At 70.9% G+C, this 26922-nt stretch carries 21 protein-coding genes and 1 pseudogene; 13 read left to right on the top strand and 9 right to left on the bottom strand.

All coding sequences use genetic code 11. The features are described from left to right. Positions 1–22 precede the first annotated feature (22 nt). From ACIF9R_RS35145 to ACIF9R_RS35135, 3 genes are all read left to right on the top strand, one after another. On the top strand, positions 23–913 hold the full coding sequence (locus ACIF9R_RS35145; protein ID WP_399986673.1) for a group II intron reverse transcriptase/maturase: 891 nt from the start codon (positions 23–25) through the stop codon (positions 911–913). A 187-nt stretch (positions 914–1100) separates the two neighbouring features. Beyond that, positions 1101–1415 (top strand): hypothetical protein, encoded by a 315-nt coding sequence (locus ACIF9R_RS35140; protein ID WP_399986671.1) that lies wholly within the window; start codon positions 1101–1103, stop codon positions 1413–1415. Further along, positions 1412–1810 carry a hypothetical protein gene (locus ACIF9R_RS35135; RefSeq protein ID WP_399986670.1) on the top strand — a complete coding sequence of 133 codons (399 nt, stop codon included), beginning with the start codon at positions 1412–1414 and terminating at the stop codon, positions 1808–1810. The genes ACIF9R_RS35140 and ACIF9R_RS35135 overlap by 4 nt, the downstream gene beginning before the upstream one ends. A gap of 68 nt (positions 1811–1878) precedes the next feature. Here the strand turns inward: ACIF9R_RS35135 and ACIF9R_RS35130 are convergent, their stop codons facing one another. Next, positions 1879–2277, bottom strand: coding sequence for a hypothetical protein (locus tag ACIF9R_RS35130; protein WP_399986668.1), 399 nt, complete (start codon positions 2275–2277; stop codon positions 1879–1881). Between the two features lie 295 nt (positions 2278–2572). On the opposite strand from ACIF9R_RS35130, the gene ACIF9R_RS35125 reads away from it, so the two are divergent. From ACIF9R_RS35125 to ACIF9R_RS35110, 4 genes are all read left to right on the top strand, one after another. Then, the gene (locus ACIF9R_RS35125) at positions 2573–5038 is read left to right on the top strand and encodes an AAA family ATPase (protein ID WP_399986666.1); all 2466 of its coding nucleotides are present in this window, start codon (positions 2573–2575) and stop codon (positions 5036–5038) included. Beyond that, positions 5035–5442, top strand: a complete 408-nt coding sequence (locus ACIF9R_RS35120) for a hypothetical protein (protein WP_399986664.1) — start codon at positions 5035–5037, stop codon at positions 5440–5442. Before ACIF9R_RS35125 ends, ACIF9R_RS35120 begins: the two co-directional genes overlap by 4 nt. A 100-nt stretch (positions 5443–5542) precedes the next feature. Next, a complete protein-coding gene (locus ACIF9R_RS35115) occupies positions 5543–7378 on the top strand; it encodes a DUF4357 domain-containing protein (protein ID WP_399986662.1) in 1836 nt (611 codons plus the stop codon). Continuing rightward, positions 7375–8577: an McrC family protein gene (locus ACIF9R_RS35110; protein WP_399986660.1), complete on the top strand. Its 1203-nt coding sequence runs from the start codon at positions 7375–7377 to the stop codon at positions 8575–8577. The genes ACIF9R_RS35115 and ACIF9R_RS35110 overlap by 4 nt, the downstream gene beginning before the upstream one ends. 33 nt (positions 8578–8610) lie before the next feature. On the opposite strand, the gene ACIF9R_RS35105 is transcribed toward ACIF9R_RS35110, so the two are convergent. Then, positions 8611–9195, bottom strand: a complete 585-nt coding sequence (locus tag ACIF9R_RS35105; RefSeq protein WP_399986658.1) for a DUF4352 domain-containing protein — start codon at positions 9193–9195, stop codon at positions 8611–8613. Between the two features lie 208 nt (positions 9196–9403). Here ACIF9R_RS35105 and ACIF9R_RS35100 point away from each other — a divergent pair, with 208 nt between their 5' ends. Then, positions 9404–11533 carry a UvrD-helicase domain-containing protein gene (locus ACIF9R_RS35100; RefSeq protein ID WP_399986656.1) on the top strand — a complete coding sequence of 710 codons (2130 nt, stop codon included), beginning with the start codon at positions 9404–9406 and terminating at the stop codon, positions 11531–11533. A gap of 34 nt (positions 11534–11567) precedes the next feature. Here ACIF9R_RS35100 and ACIF9R_RS35095 read toward each other — a convergent pair whose 3' ends face one another. From ACIF9R_RS35095 to ACIF9R_RS35070, 6 genes and pseudogenes are all read right to left on the bottom strand, one after another. After that, positions 11568–13226 carry an N-6 DNA methylase gene (locus ACIF9R_RS35095; protein WP_399986654.1) on the bottom strand — a complete coding sequence of 553 codons (1659 nt, stop codon included), beginning with the start codon at positions 13224–13226 and terminating at the stop codon, positions 11568–11570. 289 nt (positions 13227–13515) lie between these two features. Then, positions 13516–13926, bottom strand: a complete 411-nt coding sequence (locus tag ACIF9R_RS35090; RefSeq protein WP_399986652.1) for a hypothetical protein — start codon at positions 13924–13926, stop codon at positions 13516–13518. Further along, complete coding sequence (locus ACIF9R_RS35085; protein WP_399986650.1) at positions 13923–14210, bottom strand: hypothetical protein; 288 nt, start codon at positions 14208–14210, stop codon at positions 13923–13925. The genes ACIF9R_RS35090 and ACIF9R_RS35085 overlap by 4 nt, the downstream gene beginning before the upstream one ends. Before the next feature lie 247 nt (positions 14211–14457). Continuing rightward, positions 14458–14880, bottom strand: a pseudogene (locus ACIF9R_RS35080) (erythromycin esterase family protein); the annotation flags it as partial. A gap of 209 nt (positions 14881–15089) precedes the next feature. Further along, positions 15090–16157, bottom strand: a complete 1068-nt coding sequence (locus tag ACIF9R_RS35075) for an alpha/beta hydrolase (RefSeq protein WP_399986648.1) — start codon at positions 16155–16157, stop codon at positions 15090–15092. Between the two features lie 155 nt (positions 16158–16312). Then, a complete protein-coding gene (locus tag ACIF9R_RS35070) occupies positions 16313–17923 on the bottom strand; it encodes a phosphodiester glycosidase family protein (protein ID WP_399986646.1) in 1611 nt (536 codons plus the stop codon). 255 nt (positions 17924–18178) lie between these two features. Here ACIF9R_RS35070 and ACIF9R_RS35065 point away from each other — a divergent pair, with 255 nt between their 5' ends. From ACIF9R_RS35065 to ACIF9R_RS35045, 5 genes are all read left to right on the top strand, one after another. After that, entirely contained in the window at positions 18179–18697 is a 519-nt protein-coding gene (locus ACIF9R_RS35065; RefSeq protein WP_399986644.1) for a hypothetical protein, read from the top strand. Further along, complete coding sequence (locus ACIF9R_RS35060; RefSeq protein WP_399986643.1) at positions 18667–20100, top strand: hypothetical protein; 1434 nt, start codon at positions 18667–18669, stop codon at positions 20098–20100. The genes ACIF9R_RS35065 and ACIF9R_RS35060 overlap by 31 nt, the downstream gene beginning before the upstream one ends. After that, a complete protein-coding gene (locus ACIF9R_RS35055; protein WP_399986641.1) occupies positions 20097–21527 on the top strand; it encodes a VWA domain-containing protein in 1431 nt (476 codons plus the stop codon). The genes ACIF9R_RS35060 and ACIF9R_RS35055 overlap by 4 nt, the downstream gene beginning before the upstream one ends. Positions 21528–21600: 73 nt before the next feature. Next, a complete protein-coding gene (locus ACIF9R_RS35050) occupies positions 21601–22725 on the top strand; it encodes an AAA family ATPase (RefSeq protein WP_399986639.1) in 1125 nt (374 codons plus the stop codon). After that, entirely contained in the window at positions 22722–25679 is a 2958-nt protein-coding gene (locus ACIF9R_RS35045; protein ID WP_399986637.1) for a hypothetical protein, read from the top strand. The genes ACIF9R_RS35050 and ACIF9R_RS35045 overlap by 4 nt, the downstream gene beginning before the upstream one ends. 150 nt (positions 25680–25829) lie before the next feature. Here the strand turns inward: ACIF9R_RS35045 and ACIF9R_RS35040 are convergent, their stop codons facing one another. Beyond that, positions 25830–26894, bottom strand: coding sequence for a Kelch repeat-containing protein (locus tag ACIF9R_RS35040; protein WP_399986636.1), 1065 nt, complete (start codon positions 26892–26894; stop codon positions 25830–25832). Between the last annotated feature and the right edge of the window lie 28 nt (positions 26895–26922).

Below are 26922 nucleotides of genomic sequence, written 5' to 3'. Positions count from 1 at the left end.
CGCGACCTCCACCGCCACAACGATGCCTTCGCCGCCTACGGCATCTGACCGACCGGCACGAAAGCGGACATCACGGCACTACGCCGGGGCCGTGGCCGGCACGATACCTGGAAGAACCGGCAGGGCACGATTCCTCGGCTATGAGATCTCCGTCCAAAGAGACGACCGCAGAGCGGAACGGAAACGAGGCAGCCGGCGCAAGCGCCGGTCGACCAACGGAACCGTTGCACTGCACGTCCCCCAAGAGGTGATCAAGGCAAAATGCGCACCATACCTGGCACGCGGGAAACCCGCGCGGCAGCCCTCAATGTACCGCCTGGACGACTACACGCTCGTCAGCATCTACGGCGCCAGGTACCGCGGAATCGTTAACTACTACCTGCTGGCCGGTGAAGTCTTTCGACTGAACCGGTTGCATTGGGTCATGCAGTCCTCGCTGCTGTGCTCCCTGGCGGACAAGCACCGCTCGACCATGTCGCAGGCGGCCCGGAAACACAAGGCCACCATCGACACCCCGGCCGGGCCACGCAAGTGCCTCCAGGTCAGCATCACCCGGCCTCCGAGCAGGAAACCGCTGGTCGCGCAGTTCGGTGGAATTCCACTCAAACGGCACAAGGCCGCAATCCTGACCGACCGCGACCCTGCCCAACGCCTGGCACCACGACGCGAGTTGACCAAGCGCCTACTGGCCGGAACCTGCGAACTCTGCGGACAGGCCGCGAGGACCCAGGTCCACCAGATCCGCAGACTCGCCGACCTGGACCGACTCGGGCAGACGCAACCCGACTGGGCCGCCCTCATGGCAAAGAAACGGTGCAAGACCCTCATGGTCTGCCCGCCCTGCCACGAGGGCATCCACGACGGCCACGAAACCGCAGTTCACGAACATCACTGGAGAGCCCACTGCGGTTAACGCCGCACGACGGGTTCGGGAGGAGGCCGCTGGGAAAAGGACCAGCCCTGCGGGCTGGCACCTCACCCAGCGACCCACCTCACGTGCGACGGCCGGGCGGCTGATCACGACCACTGACGTACTCGATGGAGTGAGGTCGTCCTCGCTCGGGTCTCCCATCAGGAACAAGAGCGGTATGGTCGACGGTATGGCAACCAAGAAGTACACCGTCACGCTTCCCGAGGAGCTCGCCGAGGCCATTCGGGCCGAGGTGGGCCCCGGCGGGTTCAGCCGCTACGTCACTCACGCCATAGAGCGTCAGCGGGAGCAGGACCGTCTCGGAGAGGCGGTCGCCTGGTGGGAGGAGGAGTACGGCGAGGCCACCGAGGCCGAGCTGGCGGAGGCGGACGCGGAGCGCCGGGAGATCGAGCGCAGGCATGCCGAGCTGGCCCGCGCACAGCGGGTGGCCGCCGGTGAGCCGGTCGAGGTCGCGCCGGAGGGACAGCGGGGGGCGGCCGCATGACGGGGGACCCGGTTTACCTTCTGGACTGCGAAGGTCTGTCCCGCTGGGTGCGGGGCGAGCGTCGGACGGGTGTCCGTATCAAGGACGCCCACCGGCTCGGTATCCGCGTCATGACCACTTCGATGACGTTGATCGAGGCGTACGACGTACGGACCTATCTCCCGGCATGGCACTGGGCTCTCTCCCGGATCCACGTCGAGCCGGTGAGCGAGGACATCGCCGAGGACGCGATCGGCCTGCTCAAGGAAGCCGGCCTCCACGGCCACAAGTACGCCATCGACGCGGCCCTGGCCGCCGTCGCCCTGCGACAGCCGGGGCCGGTCACCGTCTTCACCTCCGACGAGGACGACCTGCGCAAGCTGTGCGGGGACCGTGTGGTCGTCATGCGCCTATGATCGACCGGCCCGCCCGGAACGCCCCCTCCGTAGGGGCACTCCGGGGCACCGGATCACCACCGTGCTGGTCAGAGCCCGGCCCGCGCCAGCAGCACCGCAAGCGCCTCCGGCTTCACCATCTGTACTGTTCGCACCTGCCCGAGCCGCAGTTCGCTCTGCTCCACGGGATCGCGGTACAGCGCCTTCGTGGCCTCGGTGAGCAAAGTCGCCGCCACCAGGTACGAGACAGTGGGGTCCTCCGGGTCCTCCCAGGGCTCCTCGTCGACCTCGGCCACCGCGGCGACCGCCGAGGCCGGGCTGGTGAAGAAGAACCAGAGGCGGTCGCCCTGTTTCATGCGGTTGCGGCGGCTGAGCCACAGTTCGAGTTCGGGCTCCTCCTCCGCAAGTCGGCGCATCGTCTCCTTGTCGGACGGCTCCCCGTCCAGCGTGTCCTTGTTCGGGTTGAGGATGTATATCCAGTCCGTCACGGCTCCCCCTCGGTCGGCACACGTGATCCGTCACCGGACCCGCGTACACGTCATGCGCCGCCGGCACGGATCGCCCCACCACATGGTGCCAAGTCGCTCCAGCATCCGCAGCCTCCTGTACGCCTCTACGGCTCGATGTCTTGACACTCCCACTCACGTACACGTTTTCGAATTCCTGCGATGACATAAGTGTGTTGACAACGCTCACAAATATGCTTCAGTCTGGTCGTGCAAACATGCCGCATCATCACCCTCAGGCGCACCTCACGTCGCCCTGCCGTGAAAGGAACAGTCCGTGAGCGACCAGCTGAAACCCTCCGTCGAATCCCCTGCGGACCACCCCGTCTCCGTGCGAGAGCTTCTCCTCGCGCGACTCGACGGCTCGGATCTCGCTCCGCAGGCTCGATCCCTGTTGCGCGAACTGCTGCCCGACGAGTCGGCCAGGAGCAGCGGTTTACGAGCCGACCCCGTGCAGCTCCGCTCCATCACCGCCGTCGGCTGGCGCGGCATCGGCCCGCGCACCACCCTCGAACTGCCGCCGGGCCCCGGGCTGGTGGTCGTCGCCGGGCCCAACGGATCGGGCAAATCGAGCTTCGCCGAGGCCGCCGAGACGGCCCTGACCGGACGCAACTCCCGTTGGGACAAGCGTCGGGCGAGTGATTGGAAGCAGGGGTGGCGCAACCTGCACAGCCCCGACGTGACGCCCGAGGTGTCCGTCGAACTGTGCGTCGGCGAGCAGGGCGAACCCGTCACAGTGCGGCGCACCTGGTACGGAGCCAAAGTCGACGACGCCCGAACGCACGCGGAGGGGGCCGACGGCTCGGAGCGGAAGCTGGAGGAAGTGGTCGACGCCGCGGCACTCGACCTCGCGCGTCCTTTCCTGCCGTACAGCGAACTCGGCTCGATGATCAACGGCACGCTGGGCGATCTGCACGACGCGTTCTTCGAACTCCTCGGTCTGGAACTGCTCGCCGAGTTCGACGCCCGGCTCAGGGATGCGGTGGGCGAGTGCCGGCAGGCCGTCGAACGCGAGAAGGAACACACGGAGCAGGTGCTCGGTGAACTGGCCGGACTGGAGGACCCCAGGGCCCGGCACGCTGCCGAGGCCCTGTCGGGCACCCGAGCCGACCTCGACCGGGTGCGGGCCCTGCTGGCGAGCCGTTCACCGGCCGCCGAGGCCGAGCTGGAAGGACTGCGGCAGAAGGCGAGCCTCGTCGGCCCCGATCTGCAGGAGGTATCCGGTGCCGTGGCTCGACTGCGCGAGGCGGCGGCTCGCGCGGAGGAGACCCGGCACGGCAAAGCCGAGCACGCCCGGCGGCTGGCCAAGCTGCTGGAGGCGGCGCTCGACCACCGGCGCCGTTCCGACTCCGCCGACTGCCCGGTGTGCGGCAACCCCGGACAACTCGACCGCTCATGGGCCGAACACGCACGGGCCGAAGTGGAACGGCTGCAGAACGAGGCCGCCCAGGCGGAGGGTGCCCTGCAAGCCGTGGTCAAGGCACGGCAGGCCCTCCACGATGTGATCGACCCCGTCCCGGCGTGGTTGCAGAAGGCCGGTTCCCCGTTGGCGGAGCTCTGGCGGGACTGGGCCATGTGCCGCAGCATCACCGACACCGCGGAACTGGCCGACCGGGCTGACAGGGCGGCCGTCGCCCTGGAGAACGCCTGTCGGCAGGTGCGGGAGGAATCGACCCTGGAACTCGCCGAGTACGACGGCGAGTGGCAGTCGACGGCCATGCGGCTCGCCGGCTGGCTGGCGGTGGCGGAAGCGGCCGAGGCGGCGCGTGTGCGTCGGCCTCACGCGACCAAGGCTCGCGCGTGGCTCCGTTCGGTCATCGACGAACTGCGGGACGAGCGGTTGCGTCCGTTCGCCGAACAGTCCCAAAAGGTGTGGCAACAGTTGTGCGAGCACAGCAGCGTCACGCTCGGGTCCGTGACCCTGGCCGGAACTCCGGGTCGTGGCAGGGTCGAACTGGACGTCAGCGTCGACGACATGACCGCTCCCGCCTACAGCGTGATGAGCCAGGGGGAGCTGCACTCACTGGCACTCTCGCTGTTCCTGCCGCGTGCCACGCACGGGGCAAGCCCGTTCGGTTTCCTGGTGATCGACGACCCGGTGCAGTCCATGGACCCGGAAAAGGTGGAAGGCCTTGCCCGAGTGCTCGACGTCTTCGCCCAGGACCGCCAGGTGATCGTCTTCACTCACGACACCCGGCTTCAGCAGGCGATCACCCATCTCGGCATCCGCGCGACCGTCCTGCGGGTCACCCGCCAGACAGACTCCGTAGTCGGCGTCGAGACGGTCACCGACCCCGTGGACCAGGCGCTCGCGGAGGCGCGGGCCATCTCCCTCGACCGACAGATGCCCCAGGATGTGGCCGACCGGGTGCTCCCGGCCATGTGCAGGGGTGCGATCGAGGTCGCTTGTCTGGTCACGGCGCGCCGTCGGCTCCGCGACGAGCACGGATTGCCGCTGCCCGAGGTGGAGGAGCGCATCGCGTCCCTGGAGCGCACCAAGGAGTACGTGGCCCTCGCCTTGTTGGGGGACGCCAAGCGGGACGCGCAGGGGACCGTCGAGCGGATCCGGGCAGGCGGCTGGTCTCTGATCCAGACATTCAACTCGGGCACGCATGCGCCCCTGCCCACGGTCGACGACCGCAAGGCTCTGGTCTCCAGGACCAAGGGCCTGGCCATGTCCATCCTCCGCTCCGGTGGCCCGGGCAACGGGCAGGCTCCCGGACATTCTGGAGGTGCGCAGTGACAGTCACTCCGGAAGGTCTGGTCGCCGACGCCGGCAAGCTGCTGCTGCCTCCGGCCGGGACCAGGCAGACCTTGGCCCCCGGCCTGCGCGCCCGCGCTGCCGCGGTTCTGCTGCGCATGGCGCTGGAGCAGGCACTCGACGCCTACTGGCGGCGGATCACCCCGAGGATGACCCGGGTGGGCAAGCACCGCATGCTGTGCCTGGAGTGGTACGCGGGACGTGACACCGCGCGCCGGTGCCGCACGACGTGGGCGGCGCTCAGCGCGACCTGCCACTACCGCACGTACGAACTGCCGCCGGCGCCGACCGAGATCCGGGCACGGTTGGAGGAAGTCACCGTCCTGCTGGCCGCTCTGGATGCCGGGCCGGGGACCGCACCCGTGGTCCGGCGCACGGACGCATGACCGACGGTTCCGTCTTTCGCGGACGCGAGCGGCGGGGCCGGTCCACCGACACATAGGGTCCTGGAGGACGGTCCAGGCACTCCACGGACGAGGAGCAGGTGTGAGCGAGGAGCAGAAGGCCCCTTCCGGGACGGCGGAGTACCCGGAGTTCGGGCTGCACCTGCCGAACGGTGGTCCAAAGGCGCGGGGGCGGCTCCTCACGGTCAAGGGCACCAACGGGAGTCAGAGGTTCGTCGTTCTGGCCGGGTCGCCCGCCCGCGCGGAGGTCGTGCCCTCGTTCCCGCACCGTATGCAGTCGTCCTACCGGCTGCGGCAACGGCTGATCGGCGAGGGCGCACTGGCCGAGTCCACGCGCTGGCCCGGCTGGCTGGAGACGACGCGGGACATCGAATGCAACTCCCCGTCGGCCGCTGCCGAAATCCTGGTCGGACGCAGCTCCAATGGGTGGCAGGAATGGAAGTCGGCCGACGGACATCCGCTCGCCGACTATCTCGACCAGGTCTGGTGGGGGCGCAACCGCGCCTGGCTGGTGCGGGGGTCGAACGTCTCCGGTCTCGACCTCGTTCAGCGGCTGTGGTTGTCCGAGGGGCTGGTCTCCCTCTCGGCCCGCCACCTGCGCAAGGGCGTCGAGCAGGGCGTCAGCAAGGACAGGCTGCGCGCGGCAGTCGACGAGGACTACGCGTCCACCGCGACGTACAACCAGAAGATGCAGCTGGTCGAGGACATCCACGCGTTCCTCTCCCGCATGCGGCCCGGCGACACGATGTGCACCATCTCCGGTGGGCGGTTCCACGTCGGTGAGATCGCGGGGCCCGCCGAGCAGGTCGACTCCGAGGACGGGCGATCCAATCTGCGTCGTCCAGTGGACTGGGCGGATCAGGGACATCCGTACGACGGGTTGCCGGAGGAACTGCAGCAGCGTCTGTCCAGTCAGCACGACGTGGTCGACCTGACGATGGTCAAGGACCTCATCGACGGCCTCGGGTTGAGCGATCAGGATCTGATCGACGAAGCCGATGCCACCGATCGCGACCCCAGCATGGAGATTCCCGCTCTCACGGCCCGGCGTGAGCTGGAACTGCCCCCGCCGACGGGAGAGCTGGTCGCGGAGCTGCTCGTGCACGATCCGGAGTGGCTGGAGGAGGTGCGCGAGCTGCTCTGGGACGAACGGCAGCTCGTGTTCTACGGACCGCCCGGCACCGGCAAGACGTATCTCGCCCTCAAGTGCGCCGAATTCCTGGGCGGCGGTCCGGAGCAGGTGAAGCTCGTGCAGTTTCACCCGTCGTACTCCTACGAGGACTTCTTCGAGGGGTTCCGGCCGCAGGAGGACCCGGAGACCCGCGAGGTGGCGTTCCGGCTCACCGCCGGGCCGCTGCGCGAGCTCGCCGACCTCGCCTCCCGTGAGGGAAACCGGCACATCCCGCACTTCCTGATCATCGACGAGATCAACCGCGCCAACCTCGCGAAGGTCTTCGGCGAGCTGTACTTCCTGCTGGAGTACCGCAACAAGTCGGTGCGGCTGACGTACTCCGGGGACGACTTCGCACTGCCGCCGAACCTGTTCGTGATCGGGACGATGAACACCGCCGACCGCTCCATCGCGCTCGTGGACGCGGCGATGCGCCGGCGTTTCGCCTTCGTCGAGTTGTCCCCGCGCACCGAGCCGACCAGGGGCCTGCTGCGCCGGTGGCTGGAGCGGGAGGGCCGGGACGCCGAGCCCGCGGACCTGCTCGACGCGCTCAACACGCGGATCGACGACCCGGACTTCCGCATCGGGCCCTCGTACCTGATGAAGAAGGGCGTGTACCGGGAGGGCGGGCTGGAGCGGACCTGGCGGACGAAGATCCTGCCGCTGCTGGAGGAGCACCACTACGGCGAGGGTGTGGACGTCGAGAGGCGGTACGGGCTGGCGGCGCTGCGGGAGTCACTGGGGTGACGACGGTCATCGAGCTCGTCGAACACGCGCCGGCGGTCGGCGTGGCCCTGCCGGACGGTGTGGGGCGGGCGCTCGCGGCGCTGCGCATCGTGGACGCGGCGCCGGACCCGTACTCACCGGGCCACTGGTCGGTGCGGGCGGGCAGTACGGTCGGGGCCGTCACGCTCACGGTGCCGGGTCACGACGCGCCGCTCACGGTCCGCATCGTCCCCAAGGTGCCGGTCGCCCGCCTCTTCTTCCTGCTCGGCTACGGCCTCGACCCCACGGGTGCCTGGCGGGACGGTGAGGTCGAGGTCGCCGAGCACCGGGACCTGCTGCCGGCGCTCGCCCACGCGGTGGAGCGGCAGGTGGACCGGGCCCTGCGCCAAGGGCTGCTGCAGGGCTACCGGGTGACGGAGGAGACTTCACCGGTCGTACGGGGGCGGATCCGGGAGGCGGAGCAGATACGGCGCCGGTTCGGGGCTGCGCTGCCGGTGGAGGTGGCGTACGACGACTTCACGACGGACATCGCGGAGAACCGGATCCTGCGGGGGGCCGTGGAGCGACTGCTGCGGCTGCCCGGAGTTCCGCGTGAGGTGCGCCGGAGGCTGCTGCACCAGCGGGCACGGCTGGCGGATGTCACGGTGCCGGTGCGCGGCCGGCCCCTGCCCGAATGGCGTCCGAGCCGCCTCAACGCCCGGTACCACCACGCCCTCCCCCTGGCGCGGGCCGTGCTGCAGGACGCCTCTCCGGAGCACGGGCTCGGCGGCCTGCGCGTCGACGGTTTCCTGTTCGACATGAACAGGCTCTTCGAGGACTTCGTGACCGTCGCCCTGCGCGACGCCCTGCGCGGATCGGGTCACACCGCCCGCCTCCAGGACGGCCACCACCTCGACGAGGCCGCCGCCGTCCGCATGCGGCCGGACTTCGTGCTGTACGGGCCGGACGGCATCCCGTGCGCCGTCGCGGACGCGAAGTACAAGGCGGAGCAGCGGGGTGGTTACCCGGAGACCGACCTGTACCAGATGCTGGCGTACTGCACCGCCCTCGGACTGGGCGCGGGACACCTGGTCTATGCGAGGGGCAACGCCTCGCACGCGGTCCACCGGGTGCGCCACGCGGGCATCCTGATCCACCAGCACGCTCTCGACCTGGACCAGGAACCGGCGGGGCTGCTCGCCGACGTCGAGGAGGTCGCGCGGCACATGCGGAATGCCTGACGCGACCTCCTGGGACGGATCCTGTTACCGCGGCTACCGCAGTTTCCACTCACCGGTCTTGTCGGCGAACCCGGAGTCCATGGTGAACTGCACGGTGTCGACCTTCGCCGCCTCGGGAACCTCGAAGACGATCCAGCCGAGGCCCTTGGCGCCGGGCTTGAGCTTCAGACTGGAGGCCATGGACGGCCCGGCCGTGATGTCCCCGAAGGTGGCATCGAACTGCTGGCCCTCGCTGTCCGCGATCTGCGCGCCGTTGGACGGGCTGTCGCTGTAGGCCGCCTCACCGGTGTTGACGAGTTGGAACTGGACGCCGACGAACCGCTTGCCGGAGGCGGGCTCCATGAACTCGTCGGCCGACTTGGCCGGGTCGGCGACCTTGACGACGGTGACGTCGAGCTTGCTGCCCTCCTCGAAGCCCTCCAGGGTGAGGGTGTCGCCGACCTTGGCGACCTCGGGAGCGTCGGACGTCTCCTTCGTGGCGCTCCCGCCGCTGTCCGCCGGGGCAGTGACGTTTTCCTTCGGCTTGTCCACGACGGTGCTGCCGGTGTCACAGGCGGTGAGGGTGAGCGCACCGAGGACTGCGGCCGCGGCGACGGCGATTCGGATACGGGCGTGCATGGTCCCCCCAGGGGTAGTGCCGGTGGCTGTTCACGTACACACCCCGCCTCTTCAGTGCCGAGGGAGTGCACAGGGGAACCATAGAGAGAGCCCGTTGATGATGTCAACAAACATCATTTCGGATGTTCACACCTCAGTACCTCGCAGGCGGCGTGCATCCGATGCGTATGATCGGCCCCGAACGGTCCATTCAGGGGCGGGGGGACACGTGCCGCAGCTTGCGTTCGCCAACAGTTTCTGGGAGAGCTACGACCTCCTGGAGAAACCCGTGCGGGCCGGTGTACGCAAGGCGATGCAGAAGTTCCAGCAGCTCAGCGTTCCCGAGTTGCAGGCGGACAAGGGTCTGCATCTGGAGTCCGTCGAGAAGGCCCGGGATCCGCGGATGCGAACCATCCGCATCAACGACTTCTGGCGCGGAGTCGTCCTGGCGCCGGACGACGGCAGCGACGTGTTCCTGCTCGTCAACGTCGTCCGGCACGACGACGCCTACACCTGGGCCGCCAAACGGCTGTACACGACGAACGCCGCGACGCGGGCGCTCGAGGTGCGCAACGTGGTGGCGATCGAACAGCTGACGCCACAGCTGGAGAAGGCAGCATCGGCCGCGCCTTCGTTGCTCTTCGCTCGGTACTCGGACACCGTACTGCGTGAGCTGGGCCTCGACGACCAGGTGCTCCGCGCGGTGCGCACCATCATCGACAAGCCACAACTCGAGGCGTTCGGAACGCTGTTGCCGGAGGACCAGTTCGAGGTGCTGCAGTACCTCGCCGAGGGGTTCGGCCCGGAGGACGTCTACCGCGACGTCGTCGCCGTGCGCAGGCCGGTGGCCTCCGCTCCCGATCCGGACGAGAGCCTCGCGGTCGCGATCGCCAACACCACGAGCCGGATCACCCTGGTCACCGGTCCGGAGGAACTCGCCGACATCCTGGAGAAGCCGTTCGCGGCCTGGCGGGTCTTCCTGCACCCCTCGCAGCGCCGGGTGTCCTACCGGGTGTCCTACAGCGGTCCGGTGCAGGTCACCGGAGGCCCCGGGACCGGAAAGACGGTCGCCGCCCTGCACCGGGTCAAGCATCTGCTCGGCCGCTCCGCGGACAGCCGCATCCTGCTCACTACGTACACGAACGCACTGGCGGCGACCCTGCGGGAAAATCTGTCGCTACTCCTGGACGGGGACGAGGAGTTGCTGGAGCGGGTGGACGTGACCACGGTCAACGCCTACGCGCACGGCGTCGTGACGCGTCTCGACGGCAAGGCCCCCTCGCCCGTCGGCGACCGCGAGGAACGCCAGGTGTGGCAGCGGGTGGTGAAGAAGCTCGGGTTGCCGTGGACCGAGCAGTTCCTCGCCCAGGAGTACCGGCATGTCGTCCTGGCACAGGATCTGCGTACGGTGGACGACTATCTCGCGGCTTCGCGGCGCGGCCGGGGCAGCGCACTGCCCGCGGGCAGACGGCAGCGGTTGTGGCCGGCGGTCGAGCTGTTCGAGACGATGCTGCGTGAGCGGAAGGGGACGACGTATCTGAAGGTGTGTGCGCGGGCGGCCGAGTTGCTGGCGGCGTCGCCGGCCACACATGACCATGTGGTGGTGGACGAGGCGCAGGATCTGCATCCCGCGCAGTGGCGGGTGCTGCGGGGCGCGGCGGCTCCGGGCAGCGACGACCTGTTCATCACGGGCGATCCCCACCAGCGGATCTACGACTCGAAGGTCTCACTGGGTTCGCTGGGTATCGCGGTGACCGGGCGCACTCACCGGCTGCGGCTCAACTACCGCAGCACGGAGGAGATCCTGACCTGGTCGACCGGCCTGCTGAGTCAGGTGACGGTGGAGGACCTGGGCGGCGAGGGCAGCGACACGCTGGCCGGCTACCGCTCACTGCTGCACGGCCGCAGACCGCAGGTGGCCGGGTACGGCTCGGAGCAGGAAGAGGTCACGGCGCTCGTCGCACGCGTTCAGGACTGGATCGGGCGGGGCATCCGTCCGTCGGAGATCGGCGTGTGCGCCCGGTTCAACGTCCTGCTCGACAAGGCGTACGACAAGCTGGGGGCGGCCGGGGTGCCCGTGGCCCGGGTCAGGGACAACCCGGGGGCCAAGGTGGACGGCGTCCGGCTGGCCACGATGCACGCGATGAAGGGCCTTGAGTTCCGCTGTGTCGCGGTGCTCGGTGTGACCGCCGGCGCGGTGCCGTTCTCCCGGGAGGTGACGCCGGCCGCCGTGGACGTTCTGCAGCACGAGTCCGACCTGCTGCGGGAGCGGTGCCTGCTGTTCGTGGCGTGTACGAGGGCCCGGGAGGCGCTCGCGGTGTCGTGGAGCGGGGCGGCCAGCCCTTTCCTGGCATCGTGAGTCGCGGACGCCCGCTCCCGGCGTCCGCGTCGCGTCAGCCCTCGGGTCTCAAAGCACCGTTGCTCAGTCCGTCCTGCGCCAGTGCGGCGATCTGACGGCTCAGCTCCGCGACCCTGCGCGAGCGCTCCTCGAACTCCCTCAGCGCGCGGAACGCGGAGCCGTACCTGCGCTGGGTGCCGATGTCCATCTGGGGGATGCGAGCGCCCTTGCTGTCGAGACGGAAGGTGCCGCTGGAGCTGGTGGAGCGCCGGCTGTTGGCGGTGCTGTGCAGGAATCCCTGGAGGAAGTCGGTGTCGAGCTGGTCGCTGGTCGAGACCGGCTCCGGGTCCGCGAACTCGACGAGCCCCGCCCGGATCAGGTCGGCGACGCTGACGCTGGGCCCGTCGAGGGCACCGGTCGACTCGTTCGAGGTCAGCGACGGCAGCAGTTCCGCCAGCCTGCGCACCTGCTCGGCCAGCTCCTGGCGCAGGCTCTCGTACTCGGTTCCGTAGTCGCGGTGCGACTCCTGCACGTAGCGGCCCGGGGTGAGGTCCACGAGATCGTCCAGCAGGTCGATCTGGGCAACGTCGGTGACCTGCTCGGGACCTGCCTCCAGGGGACCGTCCGGGGCGTTGGACGTCAGATCGACCATACGCACGGCGGTGGCCGCGTCGTCCGCATTCCGCGGTCGGCGCAGATGCCACAGGTGCACGGGGAGGGCGTGGGCTGCGGCCGTCCCCGGCGGCAGAGCGGTGATCTGCGTCAGGACGCCGCGGCGCACAAGCTCGGCGCGAATACGGCGGCCGGCTTTGCGGTAGGCGACCGAAGCGGGCATCACCATGATGACGCGGCCGCCCGGTGCGGTGTGCGCATAGGCGTGTTGCAGCCAGGCGAGTTCGCCCTCCGCCCGGGAGGGGGTACCGAGCTCCCAGCGAGGATCGAGGAGCAGGTCCGCCCGTCCCCAGTCGGTGTCGCTGACCGGCGGATCGCAGACGACCAGGTCGGCTTTGATCTGTGGCCACTGGTCGGCGCGCAAGGAGTCGCCCTGTTTGACATCGATGTGGGTCCGATCGGAGAGATCGGCCCTCAGCTGTGCGAAACGCGCGCTGCGGGCGTCCACTTCCTGACCGTAGCGCCTGATGCCAGGAGCTGAGCCGAGGGCGAGGAGAAGGGTGCCGACTCCGCAGGCGGGGTCGAACAGCACCGCGTCGGCCGACGTGTCGCCGACGAAGTGCTGGACGGCACGGACCACTCGGGGTGAGGTCACCTGGTCCGATCCCGCGCGACGCACGGACTCCGTGAACCGCTCGGCGAGGTCGTTCACCACCTCTGCGGGGGAACGTTCCTCCGCCAGACGCCGGGCCAGGACGACCGCCTGCTCGGGCAGGGCGGGCGGCTTCTCGCCGCCAGGGGCAGCGAGAAGCTGAGCGACATCCGCGAGCCCTGTGAGCATGTCGTCGCCGTAGACCCCGCGCAGCACCTGCCACAGATGCACCTCGTCGGTGACGTCCTGCCCCTTGCGCTGCTTGTCGAGCCAGGCCTGCACTTCGGCCAGATCGAAGAGAGGGCTGTTGGCCCCGCCACCGGCCGGTGCGGGAAAGTCGTCGTACCGCCGCCTCCAGTTCGACACGGCAGCACGGGTGACGCCCGCGATACGGGCGATCTCGGAACCGGTTACCAACGGGTTCGTCGGAGTGGCCGGAGTCTGTGGCATAGGGTCACCGTACACATTTCCATGTCGCACATCAATCATCGTTGACCGTTGACGACGTCAACAAAAGCCCGGATAGTCCCGGTCACTCGCGTTCTGCACCTCCGTGGGTGGTCGACCTGACGTCACATTGGTACGTGTGGACTCCACGGTCGACTCATCCGCGGATGCGCTCCGCATGGAAGAGGGCAGACACAAGGTCATCGTTCCGCGGCCCGGGGTTCCGGTTCTACGAGATCCTCAGCCCGTGCAGCTGAGGAACTGGCCGTGTCGGGGTCACGTCGCACGGGTCTCACCGCAGCAGCGACCTCGGGTCCCGCAGGGCGTGCCACAGTCCTGCACCGAGCGGTACGACCGTCAGGGCGAAGAAGACCCAGAAGAGAAACGTGGCCCCGGGCGCGAGGTCGTAGACGGTGCCGTCCTCCCACTGGCAGTAGGCGCGCGGCGGAAAGGGAGTGGAGATTCCCGAGACCTCCCCGTCCCCCAGGACGCCCTCACGCATCGGCACCCTGGGGCAGGGGGCGGTGTCGGGGAAGAGGACGGGGTCGTCCGCGATCATGATCACGGCCCAGGTGAGGGCGCAGAGCGGCAGTGACCAGAACACCGCTGTCCGCACCCACCACGGCAGGAGCGGATGCACCAGCAGGCCGCGCAGCGCGACCCGGGCGACCACGAGCACGACGAAGACCGTGAGCAGGGTCATGACGTCGTCGCGGCCTTCCGGGCGCGGGACCCGGCGGCGTAGGCGGCACCGACGGCGAGCAGGACGGAGGCCAGGGCCAGGGACGCGCTCGCCCAGTTCATCCACACGTAGTCGGGGTCACTGGGGTAGACCGAGCCGTCGTCGCGGACGCAGTCGAAGCGCAGCGGCAGGTACGAGGACCGGTGGTGGGAGAGGCCCTGCCTGGTCTCCTCGTCGAAGCCGTCGCGGCAGGCCGGAGCCGGAATCGAGTCCGCGCCGTCGCCGAACGCCTGCTCCGACGCCACCACACCGAAGAAGCCCAGGGAGTAGACGGCCGCGGCCGCCCACGCGGCAGCTGCCGCCCCCCCGACGCGGCAGGAGCACCGCCCAGGGCTCGGGCCTGCCCGGGAGCGCCACCGAGACGACGCCCGCCGCGGCGACGAGCGCCCCGACAGCGCAGACCACGAAGAGACCCAGACCCACGAACAGCGCCGCCACGTCCTTCCGGTGGAGGTGAGGGAGGGACCGATCACTACGTCATGGGGACAGACCCTAGCCGTGCGGGACGTCGCTGACGTACACCACCCCTGCCATGCGCGGCAGTTGGGCCGGGTCGAGCGGGGCGTAGCCGAAGTACGGGGACTCCCGCAGGGTGGGGAGCCTGTCGCCGAGCGCGGCGTACAGCCCGGCGGCGTCGATGACATACCGGTCCTCGGGGAGGGCGTACAGGAGTCCTTCGAGGGTGGCCGGAGGCGGGGCGTCCACTCCATGGTGCCGGATCGTGCCGAGGGCGGTGGCCAGGAAGGCGTACTGCTCGCCGAGTGGGTCGCTCACCAGGGCGCCGGCGCTCCACCACTCCAGCAGGGGGTGGTCCCACATGCGCATCGTGCTCCTGTCCCGCTGGAGGTGACTGTTGTGGGCGTGCACGAGCGCAGGGCCCCGCTCGGCGAGGGCGAGGAGGTTGCCGGCCATCATCGCGCTCTGCGCGACGGGCACGCCCGGCTGTCCGCCCGCGGACGGGACCTGCCGGCCGGGGCCACGGAGCTCGACTCGTACCTGCGCGCCCGTATGTGAGCGTCAGCTCCTGACCGTGGTCCGGTGCCGTCCGCGGTCGGTGCCCGTTCGCCCGCGGGTGGCGGGCGTCGGGCACGGGCGGACCTGGCATCGGTGACCTCGTGCACGCTTCACTTGTGCAGGGCGCTGAGGAGCATCGGGAGGGAGGCGTGCAGTTCGCGTTCCCAGTAGGCCCAGGTGTGGGTGCCGGGGCCGTAGAAGTTGGTCGTGACGTGTTTCGCGCCCACGCGCTTGAGCTCCGCGGCCAGGGCGTGGTTCTGGCGGTTGAAGTCGGCCTCGAGGGCGCTGGTGGCGCCCGGTCGGTCCAGGGGGCCGGTGGTGCCGTCGCCGCAGGACAGGTACACGGGGAGGGACTTGAGGCGTTTGGCGAGGTGGACGGGGTCGTGGGCCTGCCAGATGCGGCGTTGGGCGACGGGGTCGCCCCAGACGCGGAGGGGGTCGTTGTTCTGGCCGGCGAAGAGGCCCATGATGCGGTTGACCGACTCGTCGTTGAGGAGCGGGTGTGCGGAGCCGGAGTAGGCGGCGGTCGCCTTGAACATGCCGGGGTGGCGGGCGGCGTAGAGCAGGGCGCCCTGGCCTCCCATCGAGAGGCCGGCGACGACACGGTTGCGGCTCGCGCCCCAGTCGCGCTCCAGGAGGTGCCGCAACTCGACGGTGTGGAAGGTCTCCCAGGCGGGGTCGCCGCCCTCGCCGTGGTTCCACCAGTCGCTGTACCAGCCGTTCCAGCCGGCCTCGGGCATGACGACGAGGACGTCGCGCAGGCTGTCGGTCTCCGCCACGTCGGTCATGGCGGTCCAGGACGTGTAGTCGCCGCAGCAGCCGTGCAACAGCCAGAAGGTGGGCCAGTGTTGGCGTCGGTCGTCCGGGTTCCAGCCGTCGGGGGTGAGGAGGCGGACCTTGACCGTCCGGCCGCCGAGGGCCGTCGAGCGGACGGAGAGGTCGACCTGGCGGTCGGCGACCTGGGTGACGTCGACGACCTCGGCGCCGTGCCGGCTGCCCGGCGCACCGGAGGCGGTGGCCTGCTCGGTGGTGGGGGCGGCCGGAGCGGTGGAAGCGGCCGGAGCGGCCGCCCCGGGTGGGGAGGCCGCGAGTGCCGACGTGGTGGGTGCGACGGTGAGGAGCAGGAGTACGGCGAGGAGGCGCCGGACGCGTGCTCGGAGGGTCGGGACGGCGGTCACATCGGCTCCCTGCGGTGCGGTTCGCGGTTCGTCGCGGCGTGAACGGGTCAACCGGGCTGCGGGTCAGCTGGGCTGGGGACTTGCTCCGGGGCATGATTCACCACAGGTGCCCCTCCGCGACAGTGGCGCTTCTCGGACGTCCCCGGCGCCCGCCGTCAGTTCGGGGGCGGCAGGATCAGCAGGGCGTCGCCGACCGGGCGTTCGCCCGCCGCGTCGGACGGGGTGTTGATCACGCTGCCGTTCGCCACCATCGTGGTCGAGCCGCCGCCGTCGAGGTTGACCGCGTCGTGCAGGCCGAGGGACTGGGCGACCGCCGCGGCCTCGGTGATGCTCAGGCCGAGGGAGTCGGTGCCGCGGCCGTCGGCGGTGATGAACACGGTGCGGGCGGCCGCGTCGGTGCCGGCCAGGGTGCGCGGGTTGCGCTTGTGCACCCAGCCGTAGTACCAGCTCGGGTTGCCGTCGTGCACCATGCCGTCGGTGGCGGGGGTGACGTGGAGTTGCCCGTCACGGACCAGTTCGGGGCCCGCGTTGATGACGTTCGTGCGGCGGGAGGCCGGTATCTCGCGTCCTTCGTCGCTCCGCAGGGCGGTTCTGATGTACAGGCGGACGCCGGGGCGGGCAAGGGCCTTGAGTGCGGCGACGTGCCGGCCGGTCGCCTGGATCGAACTGCCGCCGGCCGGGAGGGGGCCGCCGCGCGAGGACCGCACCTCGACGACCCGGTGGTCGGCGCCCAGTACGGCTTCCACGCCCTCGCCCTGGGGCGTGACGGGGCCGTAGTCGGAGGTGAAGGCGATGAGCTGGTCGGGGTTGGTGCACGTCGCGTCGTGGAGCGGGAGCGCGGTGGGGCTGTCGCCCGGGCTGCCGCCACAGTTCCTGATCAGGCCCGGTACGCGGTTGATGCCGTTCAGGGTGAGGGAGGAACGGCCGGAGACGACCTGTCCCTGCCAGGTGAGGCGGGTGACCTGGTTCCGGCGGCCGTCGGCCTGGACGACCAGGGCGGGGCGTCCGCTCACCGGTTCACTCAGCAGACGGCCGTCGTACATACCCACGCCGGCCGGGTCGCCGGGAGCGCCGAAGCGTGAGTCGAAGACGAAGAAGCCGCCGTTGACCGCCGCGGTGGCACCGGCGGCGTTCGCGAGGGCGCTGGTGGTCTCACGGTTCTCCAGGTCCGGGCCGTAGGACGCGTCGAGTGATCCGCGGAAGACGCTCGGGTCGATGGTGAGGACGTCGACGCGCCACGGGCCGCGGTCGGTGGACTCGCCGTCCCAGCCGGTGTAGGTGACCGCTCCGGTGTGGCCGGCCGCTCTCAGCCGGGTGCGTTCCGCTGTCGCGTCGGCCTGTGCCTCGAAGGAGCCGACGCGTACCCGCCAGCCGAGCACGCCGCCCTCGTAGTCGGCCGTCTCGGGTGTCGTCACCTGCTCCACCCGGGCCTCGAAGCCCTCGCCCCGCAGGGTGGCGGCCAGTTCGTCGGCGCTGGCGCGGTCCTTGAGGGTGGTCGCGGGTGCGTCGGGGTCGGGGGAGTCGTCGCCGGCGGGGATGGACGCCTCGACGGTCCAGCGGTGCGCCGGGTCCAGGGAGCCGCGCACGATGCGGGTGAGTGTCACGCCCGGCTGCAGGGTGCGCGTGGTACGGGTCTCGGGAAGGTCGGACGGGCCCAGTGGCAGGGCCACGGGTGTGCCGGGGTCGGCCGATGCCGGGGCCGGCAGTGCGGCTATCGCGAGGAGCACACCGAGGGCGGCACCCGCACCGCACAGTCTCGTCTTCATCTGTACCGCCTGGAGGGATGGGGATCGGAGGGAACGACATCCCGGTGGGAACATGCGCTCACGCTCTCACCCGGTGCTGTCAGGGACACGAACGGTCACTTGACGCACGGTGGACAAGTATCGACCGGTCCTCCCCGAATGATCAAGTCGGCTGGGTGAGGGCCCCGGATCGCCGGCCGGGCGGCGTTGTCAGTGGTCGTCGCTAGATTCTTTTCCAGTCCCGCCGGTCCGGTGAGGACATCCCCTTTCGCATGCATGGGAGATGGTGCGTTGTCCGTCTGGGAGAGGTCGAGCACGGTGCGGGTGGTGCCGTCCGCGCGGCCGCGGAAACTTGCCAAGGTGCCGTTCGTCGAGCTGGCGGACGGGCGGTTGCAGGGTGTGGTGTCCAGTGGGTCGGACATCGGGCGGGTGTATGTGTCGTCGGTCGAGGCCGGGACGTACGCCTACGCGTGCAGCACCAACAACAACCGGCCGTGCGGTGGGGCGCGGGGCGGGTTCTGCAACCACATACGCGCGCTCGTCGACGAGGCCGTGCTGCAGTACGGCGTCGAGCGGGTGGCCCGGTATCTGAAGGTGGAGGCCGGCGGCGAGGACCCCGACGCGCACACCGTCTTCAGCGCCATGTCCGCCGCCCGGCCCGCGCCGGGGGACCGTTCGGCGGCGGCCCAGGTGTTCAGCCGGTTCCTGCGGCACCTGGCCTATCTCGAACTCGCCCCGGTCACCACCCCGTTGCCGGAGATGCAGTGGTTCCCGACGACGAGGGCGGTGGCCTGATGCGCACCGATGCGCTGACCGACGTCATCGAGGGTCTCGACGAGGCGCTCGCCGCCGTGGACGGCTTCGACGAGGCGCTCGTCGACGGGCTGCTCCGTCCGCAGCCGGCGCAGGCCGTCGGACTGGCCGGGATCGCCGACGCCGTCGCCGGGTCACCGCTGGCCGGGCGGGTCGCCGAGGCGGCCGAGAAGACGGCCGCCGGTGCGGCCGGCGAGGACCACCTCGTGGCACTCGCCGCCGCGCGCTGCGCGCTGCTCGGTTCCGTGCACGACGCGCTGGTCGCGCGGGTGGCGGAGGCCGTCGGGCGGCCCTGCCCGGACGAGCGCGGTACGGGCCCGGACGGCGGCCCGGAGCACCCGGCCAACCTGCTCATCGCCGCCCGCGGTTGGCTGTGCGATCTGGCGCGGGCCGGATGGCGCGGGATCGACCACGAGCTGGTCGCGGGGGCCGCCCCGGTGGTGTCCGCGATGCTCCCCGAACCCGGTCTGCGCCGCCTGGCCGCGCTGCTCGACGGTTTCGCCGCCGAACTCGCCGCCTCCTGCCCCGGGTCGGCCCTGGAGCGCGTTCCGGTGCGCCGGTGGGCCGACTTGTGGTCGCGGGCCGTGCTGCTGACCCTGCCCGGTGCGGCTGCCGCCCCCGCCGTCGCGGAGGTGACCGGCCGGCTGCTGCCGCTCGGCGTGGACGTCCAGGAGCACGCCACCGCCGTCCAGGCACAGGTGCACGCCGTGTTCGAGCCGGCGGACGGGGGCGCGCCGAGGCTGGTGCGGGCCGGTGTGTCCGCACCGAAGCCCGACACCGTCGTCGGGGCCGGGCTGTGGCAGCTGCTCCGGCCGCACCTGTCGCTGCTGGCCGCCGTGAGCGAGGGGCGCGCCATGGAGATCGACGCGATGCCCGTCACCGGTGAGGGCGATCTGCTCTGGGACGACGCCCGGGCCAGGACGGGTGAGCCCGCAGAGGTGTTCACCACCGCGCGGGTGGCGTTGCCCACCGCGGTCGCCGCTCCGGTCGCGCCCGTGGACCGGCATCCGGTGCGGATCGCCGTGCCCGTGCTGGTGGAGGGGTACGAGGTGGAGGAGGGCAAGGAGGGCGAGGAGGGGACGGCCTTCCTGATCGCCGGGCAGCGTCTCGCCGTGGACGTCGACCGGGTTCCGGCCGCCGGTCCGCTGACCCCCGAGGTCATCGCCTCGTCCGGTGCGTGTGTCGCGCTGCTGCGCTGGGACGCCGGGCGGTTCCTGCTCCAGCCGCTCGCCGTCGAGCGGACCGTGCGGAAGAAGGCCGTCGCCGTGCACGCCGGTGCCTGGGCCGGGGGGACGACCGACAAGGCCGGCGTGCGGGCCGAGAAGGCGGCGACCGACGCCGTCACGGTGCTGCGCGAGCGGGCCGGAAAGCTGCTGCGGAAATGAGCGAGGAGAGTACCGGAGGAGCTCCGGTCCCCGACGCCGACGAGAACCGGCGGCAGGTGCTGTACTGGCGGCTGCTGGCCCGGCTCTTCGACCCCGAGGAGCAGGCGTCCCTGGAGTCGGCGAGCCTCGCCGTGGTCGAGGACATCGGTCTGCCGCCCGCGCTGCTCGACCCGGGGGCGTCGGTCGACTCCGTGGTGCAGCGGCATCCGGAACTGGCGGCCGAGTTCGACGGGCTGATGACGCCCGCGCCGGACGGGGAGGACGGCGCGCGGGACCGGGCCGCCGAGGTGCGGCGCGCCGCGCTCGCGTCGAAGGTGCTGCTGAACGTGTTCACCTCCGGCTCCGGTGCCGTCACCGCCGAGCAGCTGGCGCGCTGGCAGTCCGACGCGGGCTGGCTGGAGCGGGCACTGGGCTGCCGGCCCGGTGAGCTGCGCGGGGGGCGCGGCGGCGGCGTGCGGCGGACGGGAGGCGGAGGGGGCGTCAGCCCGACCGGTACCGGTTTCGGAGCGCCCACGCCGGACCTCAGCCGGCTGATTCCGGAGATCGGGCCGGAACTGGGCTCGATCGAGGCCGGTCTCGTCAAGCGGATGCGTCTGCGCGAGGTACTGGCCGACCCGGCGCTGGCATCGCGGCTGACGCCGAGCATGTCGCTGATCGAGCAGCTGCTGCGGGACAAGGACAACCTCTCCGGGGTGGCCCTGGCGAACGCCAAGGCGCTGATCCGGCGTTATGTAGACGAGGTCTCCCAGGTGCTGCGCAGCCAGGTGGAGAAGTCCACCGTCGGTGACATCGACCGGTCCGTCCCGCCCAAGCGGGTCTTCCGCAACCTCGACATCGACCGCACCATCTGGAAGAACCTCACCAACTGGAGCCCGGAGGAGGAGCGGCTCTACGTCGACCGCCTCTACTACCGGCACACCAGCCGCAAGACGACACCGCAGCGGCTGATCGTGGTCGTGGACCAGTCGGGTTCCATGGTCGACTCGATGGTCAACTGCACCATCCTGGCGTCCATCTTCGCCGGGCTGCCGAAGGTCGACGTCCACCTGATCGCGTACGACACACAGGCCCTGGACCTCACCCCGTGGTCGCACGACCCGTTCGAGACGCTGCTGCGCACCAAGCTCGGCGGCGGCACCGACGGCACGGTCGCCATGGCGCTCGCCCAGCCGAAGATCGCCGAGCCGCGCAACACGGTCGTGGTGTGGATCTCCGACTTCTACGAATGGCGCACGGACGAGCTGTTCGAGAGCATGGCGGCCATTCACCGCTCGGGGGCGAAGTTCATCCCGGTGGGCTCGGTGACCAGCGGGGGGCGCGGCAGCGTCAACCCGTGGTTCCGGGAGCGGTTCAAGGACCTCGGCACGCCGGTGATCTCCGGTCACATCAAGAAGCTCGTGCACGAGCTCAAGACGTTCCTCACGTGAAGCGACGCGGCGGCGTCCCACGTCGCCCCACGTTCCTCCCCTCTTCGATCATCGTACGAAAGGCTTCTTCCTGATGTCCGACCTGCTGCGCGCGCCTGCCGAGATCAAGTACGCCGAGGAGCTCGACTGGCTGGAGTCGATCGACGACGGCCCCAAGCCGTTCTCATGGCGGCTTTCGCCGAAGATGGTCCGGCTGTTCATCCTGGGTTCCGAGCGGGCCGACGGACTGGACCGGGAGGTGTCGCAGAAGTGGTTCGGTGACCGCAGCTTCGTGGAGCGGTCCATCGTCACGCTCGCCTCCGACCGCGGTCTGCTGCTCATCGGCGACCCGGGCACGGGCAAGAGCTGGCTGGCCGAACTGCTGTCCGCGGCGATCTGCCGCAACTCCACGCTGGTGGTGCAGGGCACGGCCGGTACCACCGAGGACCACATCAAGTACTCCTGGAACGTCTCCATGGTGATCGCCAAGGGGCAGTCGCGGGAGTCGATGATCCCCTCGCCGATCATGACGGCGATGGAGGGCGGTGCCATCGGCCGGTTCGAGGAGCTGACCCGGTCCACGAGTGATGTGCAGGACGCGCTGATCTCGATCCTCTCCGAGAAGTACATCTCCGTTCCCGAGCTGGAGAGCGGGAGCGGTGACGAGAACATCGTGTTCGCCAAGCCCGGCTTCTCGATCATCGCCACGGCCAACAGCCGCGACCGGGGGGTCAACGACCTGTCGTCAGCGCTGAAGCGCCGCTTCAACTTCGTCCGCATCCCGGTGGTGACGGACAAGAAGAGCGAGGCAGAGATCGTCCGCTTCCGCACCGTGGAACTGCTGCGCCGGCACGCGATCGACCTGGACGTGCCACCGACCCTGCTCGATGTGCTGCTGGAGAGCTTCGCCGACCTGCGCGCCTCCGCCGCCGCGGCCGGCAGCGACGACGAGAAGCTGGAGTCGGCGCTGTCGACGGCCGAGCAGATCGGTGTGCTGGAGGACGCCGTCCTGCACAGCAACTTCTTCGGCGAACGCGCCCTGACCGCCCGCACCCTCGCCTCCTCGCTGGTCGGCTCGCTGACCCGGCGCGAGCCCGAGGACCTGGCCATCCTCAACAAGTACCTGCACGGGGTCGTCGAGCCGCGCAGCAAGGAGCAGGGCGGCTCCTGGCCCGAGTTCCTGGAGGGCGGCCGCGACGCGATCGCCACCCTGTCATGAGCGGGCCGCAGGAGAGCACGTCGTTCGACGCGTTGCGCGGGCAGCTCCAGGAGGCCGCCGCCACGTTCGCGGGTGGGCGGGACGCCCTGGAGGGCATTCTGCTCGGCATGGTCGACGACGTCGACCGGGCGGTGCGCGAGCCGCTGGAGATCTTCCCCGTCTGTCACCACTCCCCCGCCTCCGCGCTCGCCATGGCCCGGCGGCTCCGGGAGAAGCAGCCGAAGGTCGTGTACCTGGAGCTGTGCGAGGACATGGCGCCGCTGCTGACCGAACTGCGCAACTGCCGGCTGCCGGTGGCGGTGCAGGCGTTCGCCGGTGACCTCGACGGCTTCCCCCAGGAGTGGGCGCCGCTGTCGGTGGTCGCGCCGATCACGGAGGCGTCCGCCGAGTACCAGGCGATCGCGTACGCCCTGGACACGCCGGGGGTGGAACTGGTCCTCGTCGACCGGTCCTCGGACCACGTCTTCCAGTGGGACAGGCGGCGCGAGGAAGCCCCGGAGGGGGCCGAGCCGCCCGCCGAGCCGCCCGCCGAGCCTCCGGCCGAGGCGGAGGCGGCGCTGCACGGCGAGGCCGTGGGCGTCGGGATCGGCGACCTGCGGCCGCGTTTCGCCGAACTGGAGGAGCATCTGCTGCGCCACGGCAAGGTGCGGCACTGGTCGGAGTGGTGGCATCAGTACGTCGAGGTGCCGCTCGGCGACAGCGCGGCCGGCCATGACACCTACCGCCAGGTCATGTTCCTCATAGGCAGCCTGTTCCGGCGGCTCGCCCCCGGTGACAGCGCCCGGACGCACATCGACGAGGACCGCGAGCGGTACATGTGGACGCGGATGCGCGAGCACCTGGCGGCGACCGGCACGGCCCCGGAGGATTGTTTGTACGTGTGCGGCGCGTTCCACGCGGCCAGCCGGGTCGAGGAGTTCGGCGTGCGGGGCCGCTCCGGGGCGTTCACGATCTCGCCGCGCTCCGCCACCCGCTGGCAGTACGGGCTGATCCCGTCCAGTCACGCGGCGATCGAGGCGCAGTTCGGCCTCGCGGCGGGCTCGGTGTCGATCGCGGCGACCGAGTGGGCGAAGAGCCTGAAGCGGACCCGGGTGAAGCCGTACCGGCTGGAGGGCCAGGCGGGGACGAAGAAACCCGGGAAGAAGGCGGCCGCCGCCCCGCCCGCCGCGGTGCCGGTGTCCGCGGTTGGCGAGGACAGGCTGTCCGGGTTCCTGCGCCGACCGCCCGTGCTGGACTCCCTGGACGAGGCCGAACTGCTCGGCTGGTCGGTGGACATCGTGCGGGCGGCCCGGCGCGGCGGCTACCTCGCCTCCACGGCCGACGCCATCGCCGTGTTCAAGACGTCGATCCTGCTCGCCGGCATGCGGGACCGGGCCAAGCCGACGCCGTACGACTTCCAGGACGCGGCGGTCACCTGCATCGAGAAGGACAGCGTCCCCGGGCGGCGGGACGTGCGGCGGCTCGTCGAGATCATGATGGGCGGCGACCGGACCGGGCAGGTGGGCTACGAGGCGCTGCCGCCGCTCGCCCGCGACGTGTACGACCGGTTGGAACCGCTGGGGCTGAAGCTGCAACAGCGGGGCGTGAAGCGGGCCTTGCTGGACATGACGTCCCGGCCGGAGCTCGAGGCGTGCTCGGACGTCCTGTGGATGCTGCGGCGGCTGATGCCGCCCGGCGCGGCGCGGCCGATCATGGGTGAGCGGCGGCTGGGTGAGCGGTCGATCCAGGAGTCCTGGGACCTGGCTCTCGGCACCCATCAGCGGGCCCTCATCGAGCTCGGCTACGAGGGGGTGAGCCTCGAACAGGTGCTGGAGCAGCGGCTGCGGCGCGACGCGTACGGGCCGCAGTCGACCACGGCGACGGTGCTGGCGGCGGTCGAGGACACGCTGCTGTATCTGGACAGCCGTCGTCTCGCCGACGAGCTCGGTACGCACGCGCTGAAGGTGCTGGCCGCCGAGCGCAATGTCGACGGGGCGCCGGAGGTGCTGCGCCGGGCGCGTGCGCTGCTGGCGTACTACCGCACCAGTGAGCCGGTGCTGCCGGCCTGGATCGAGTCCTTCGTCACGACGGGGTACGCGCACTATTGCACGCTGCTGCCGACGGCGTTCCGGGACGAGGACGCGACGGTGGGGCAGGTCGCGGCGATGCTCGGCTTCCTGTTCAGCATGGAGAGCCTCGCGTTGTCGCTGGGCTGCGACCGGACACAGCTGGAGCTGGCGGTGGCCCAGTCGCATCCGGACGACCCGGCGAAGACGGCTCTGCTGTGGGCGGCACAGGTGCAGCTGGGCACTCTGTCCCGGGCGGAGTTGCGGGAGAGGTGCGACGCGCTGCTGGACAATCCGCTGGTGGTGCCCGCCTACCCGCGCTACCTCAGCGGTTTCGTGCACGCGCTGGAGCCGGTGCCGGGACTGGCGGACGTGGTCGTGGAGGCGGTGTCGAACGCGTTCGGGCGGCTGCCGGACGCGGTGCTGCTGCCGTGGCTGCCGCTGCTGATCACGACGTTGCGTGCGGGGGCGGCGGATCTCGCGCCGTTGCTGATCCGTGAGGCGGGGCGGATCTTCCCGGGCCGGCTGGCGGCTCTGGACGCGTGGATACCGCCGTGGCGGATTCCGCAGACGGATCCGTTCGCCGCCTCCCGGGCGAAGCCCGTGGCCGAGGTCCCGCGCGGTGCGGCCCTGCTCACGGCCCATCCGGCGGCGTGCGACGCGGTGGCGGGGCTGCTCGGCTGCGACGAGGGCTGGGCGCGGTCCGGCGATCCTGCCGTCCCGGCCGGTGTGGCGTTGCTCGCCGCACATCCGGCGGCGTGCGACGCGGTCGCGCGGCTGCTGGGCTGCGACGCGGGCTGGGCCCCGCCGGCCGGACGGGCTCCGTCGGGCGCGGTGTCGGGCACGGCGCTGATGACGCGTCATCCGGCCACCTCCGTGGCCCTGGGGGCGCTGCTGCCCGCCACCTGACACCCGCGGCCGGGCTGCGGTGGCTCCGGAGCCCGGCCGCGGGCGTCCGCGTGGGTGACCTCGGCCGTCCGTGTCGCTCGACGCGTCGTCGGGCGACACGGACGGCGGCGCCCTCCGCGTACCCCGGGGGCCTTCGGTGTCAGCGGCGGCTCACCGGTGGGCGGGGCGGTAGGAGTCGTTGACATCCACCGGGGCGCCGCCGCCGAGGACGCCGCCGCCGGGAAGGTGGATCGTGCCGCGGACGGCGACGGCGGCCGTGCCGTGGCGCGGCACCGGCATGGGAGCCAGCCGCTGCCACCGGTCGCGCTCGGTGTCGTAGACCTCGGTCTCGTCGAACACCGTGTTCGGGTTGCTGCCGTCGTGCCGGCCCTCACCGCCGAAGGTGTAGATCCTCGTGCCCACGGCCGCGGTGGCGATGCCGCCGCGGGCGGTGGGCATCGGTGCCCGCTCGGACCAGCGGCGGGCGCGCGGGTCGAGGGCGTAGACGGTGTCCCGTACGTTCACCTGCCCCCGGTCCCGGCCGCCGAGCACGTAGAACGTCCCGCCGACGACGGCTCCGCCCACATGGTCGCGCGCCTGGGGCAGGCTCGGCAGGCTCTCCCACCGGCCGGTCACGACGTCGTACGCGGACACGGTGTCCACCGTGTCCTGAAGGCCGCCCGCACCCGGCACCAGGACGCGCATGCCGCCGGCGAGGAAGATCTTCGTTCCGTGCACGCCCATCGCGGCGCTCCCCCGCTCGATCCCCGCGGGCACGGGTGGCAGCCGGTGCCACCGGTCGGCGCGCGGCGCGTACACGAAGCAGTCGCGCAGGGCCTGCCACGCGGAGCCGCCGGACAGCCCGCCGAGGACGTACATCCGGCCGCGGACCACCGCCACGTTGGGGTGGTTCATCGCGACGGGCAGCGGGGCCGCGACCGACCAGGTGTCGCGGCGCGTGTCGTAGACGTCCATCCGTCCGGTCGTGGTGATGCCGCCGGACGCCTCGGGGACGATGCCGCCGATGACGTAGACCTTGTCTCCGACCGCGGCGACGCTGTGCTCCTGCCGGGGGCCGCTCGCGATCGGCGCGAGTCGCCGCCAGCCGTCGCGGTAGGGCCCTTCCACGGGCGACGTGCCACCGGGGGTGGGCGGGTCGTCCGGATGCGCGTGGGCCTGGACGGCCGGGGACACCGCCAACGCGGCGCCGAGGAGCAGGACTGTCCGCCGCTGCATGGGCAACTCCTTGTCGCAGAGCCTGAAG

Origin of the sequence: Streptomyces sp. NPDC086080 (genome assembly GCF_044540255.1) — a bacterium.
Classification (GTDB): domain Bacteria; phylum Actinomycetota; class Actinomycetes; order Streptomycetales; family Streptomycetaceae; genus Streptomyces.
Note: the sequence above shows the minus strand (reverse complement) of the source record. Positions and strands in the feature narration are given on the sequence as shown.

Bases quoted from the DNA above. Each gene is read 5' to 3' on its own strand.
- ACIF9R_RS35145 (WP_399986673.1), top strand. From the start codon at position 23: ATGCCTTCGCCGCCTACGGCATCTGACCGACCGGCACGAAAGCGGACA.
- ACIF9R_RS35140 (WP_399986671.1), top strand. From the start codon at position 1,101: ATGGCAACCAAGAAGTACACCGTCACGCTTCCCGAGGAGCTCGCCGAG.
- ACIF9R_RS35135 (WP_399986670.1), top strand. From the start codon at position 1,412: ATGACGGGGGACCCGGTTTACCTTCTGGACTGCGAAGGTCTGTCCCGC.
- ACIF9R_RS35105 (WP_399986658.1), bottom strand. From the start codon at position 9,195: ATGCACGCCCGTATCCGAATCGCCGTCGCCGCGGCCGCAGTCCTCGGT.
- ACIF9R_RS35095 (WP_399986654.1), bottom strand. From the start codon at position 13,226: ATGCCACAGACTCCGGCCACTCCGACGAACCCGTTGGTAACCGGTTCC.
- ACIF9R_RS35090 (WP_399986652.1), bottom strand. From the start codon at position 13,926: ATGACCCTGCTCACGGTCTTCGTCGTGCTCGTGGTCGCCCGGGTCGCG.
- ACIF9R_RS35070 (WP_399986646.1), bottom strand. From the start codon at position 17,923: ATGAAGACGAGACTGTGCGGTGCGGGTGCCGCCCTCGGTGTGCTCCTC.
- ACIF9R_RS35065 (WP_399986644.1), top strand. From the start codon at position 18,179: ATGGGAGATGGTGCGTTGTCCGTCTGGGAGAGGTCGAGCACGGTGCGG.
- ACIF9R_RS35055 (WP_399986641.1), top strand. From the start codon at position 20,097: ATGAGCGAGGAGAGTACCGGAGGAGCTCCGGTCCCCGACGCCGACGAG.
- ACIF9R_RS35050 (WP_399986639.1), top strand. From the start codon at position 21,601: ATGTCCGACCTGCTGCGCGCGCCTGCCGAGATCAAGTACGCCGAGGAG.
- ACIF9R_RS35045 (WP_399986637.1), top strand. From the start codon at position 22,722: ATGAGCGGGCCGCAGGAGAGCACGTCGTTCGACGCGTTGCGCGGGCAG.
- ACIF9R_RS35040 (WP_399986636.1), bottom strand. From the start codon at position 26,894: ATGCAGCGGCGGACAGTCCTGCTCCTCGGCGCCGCGTTGGCGGTGTCC.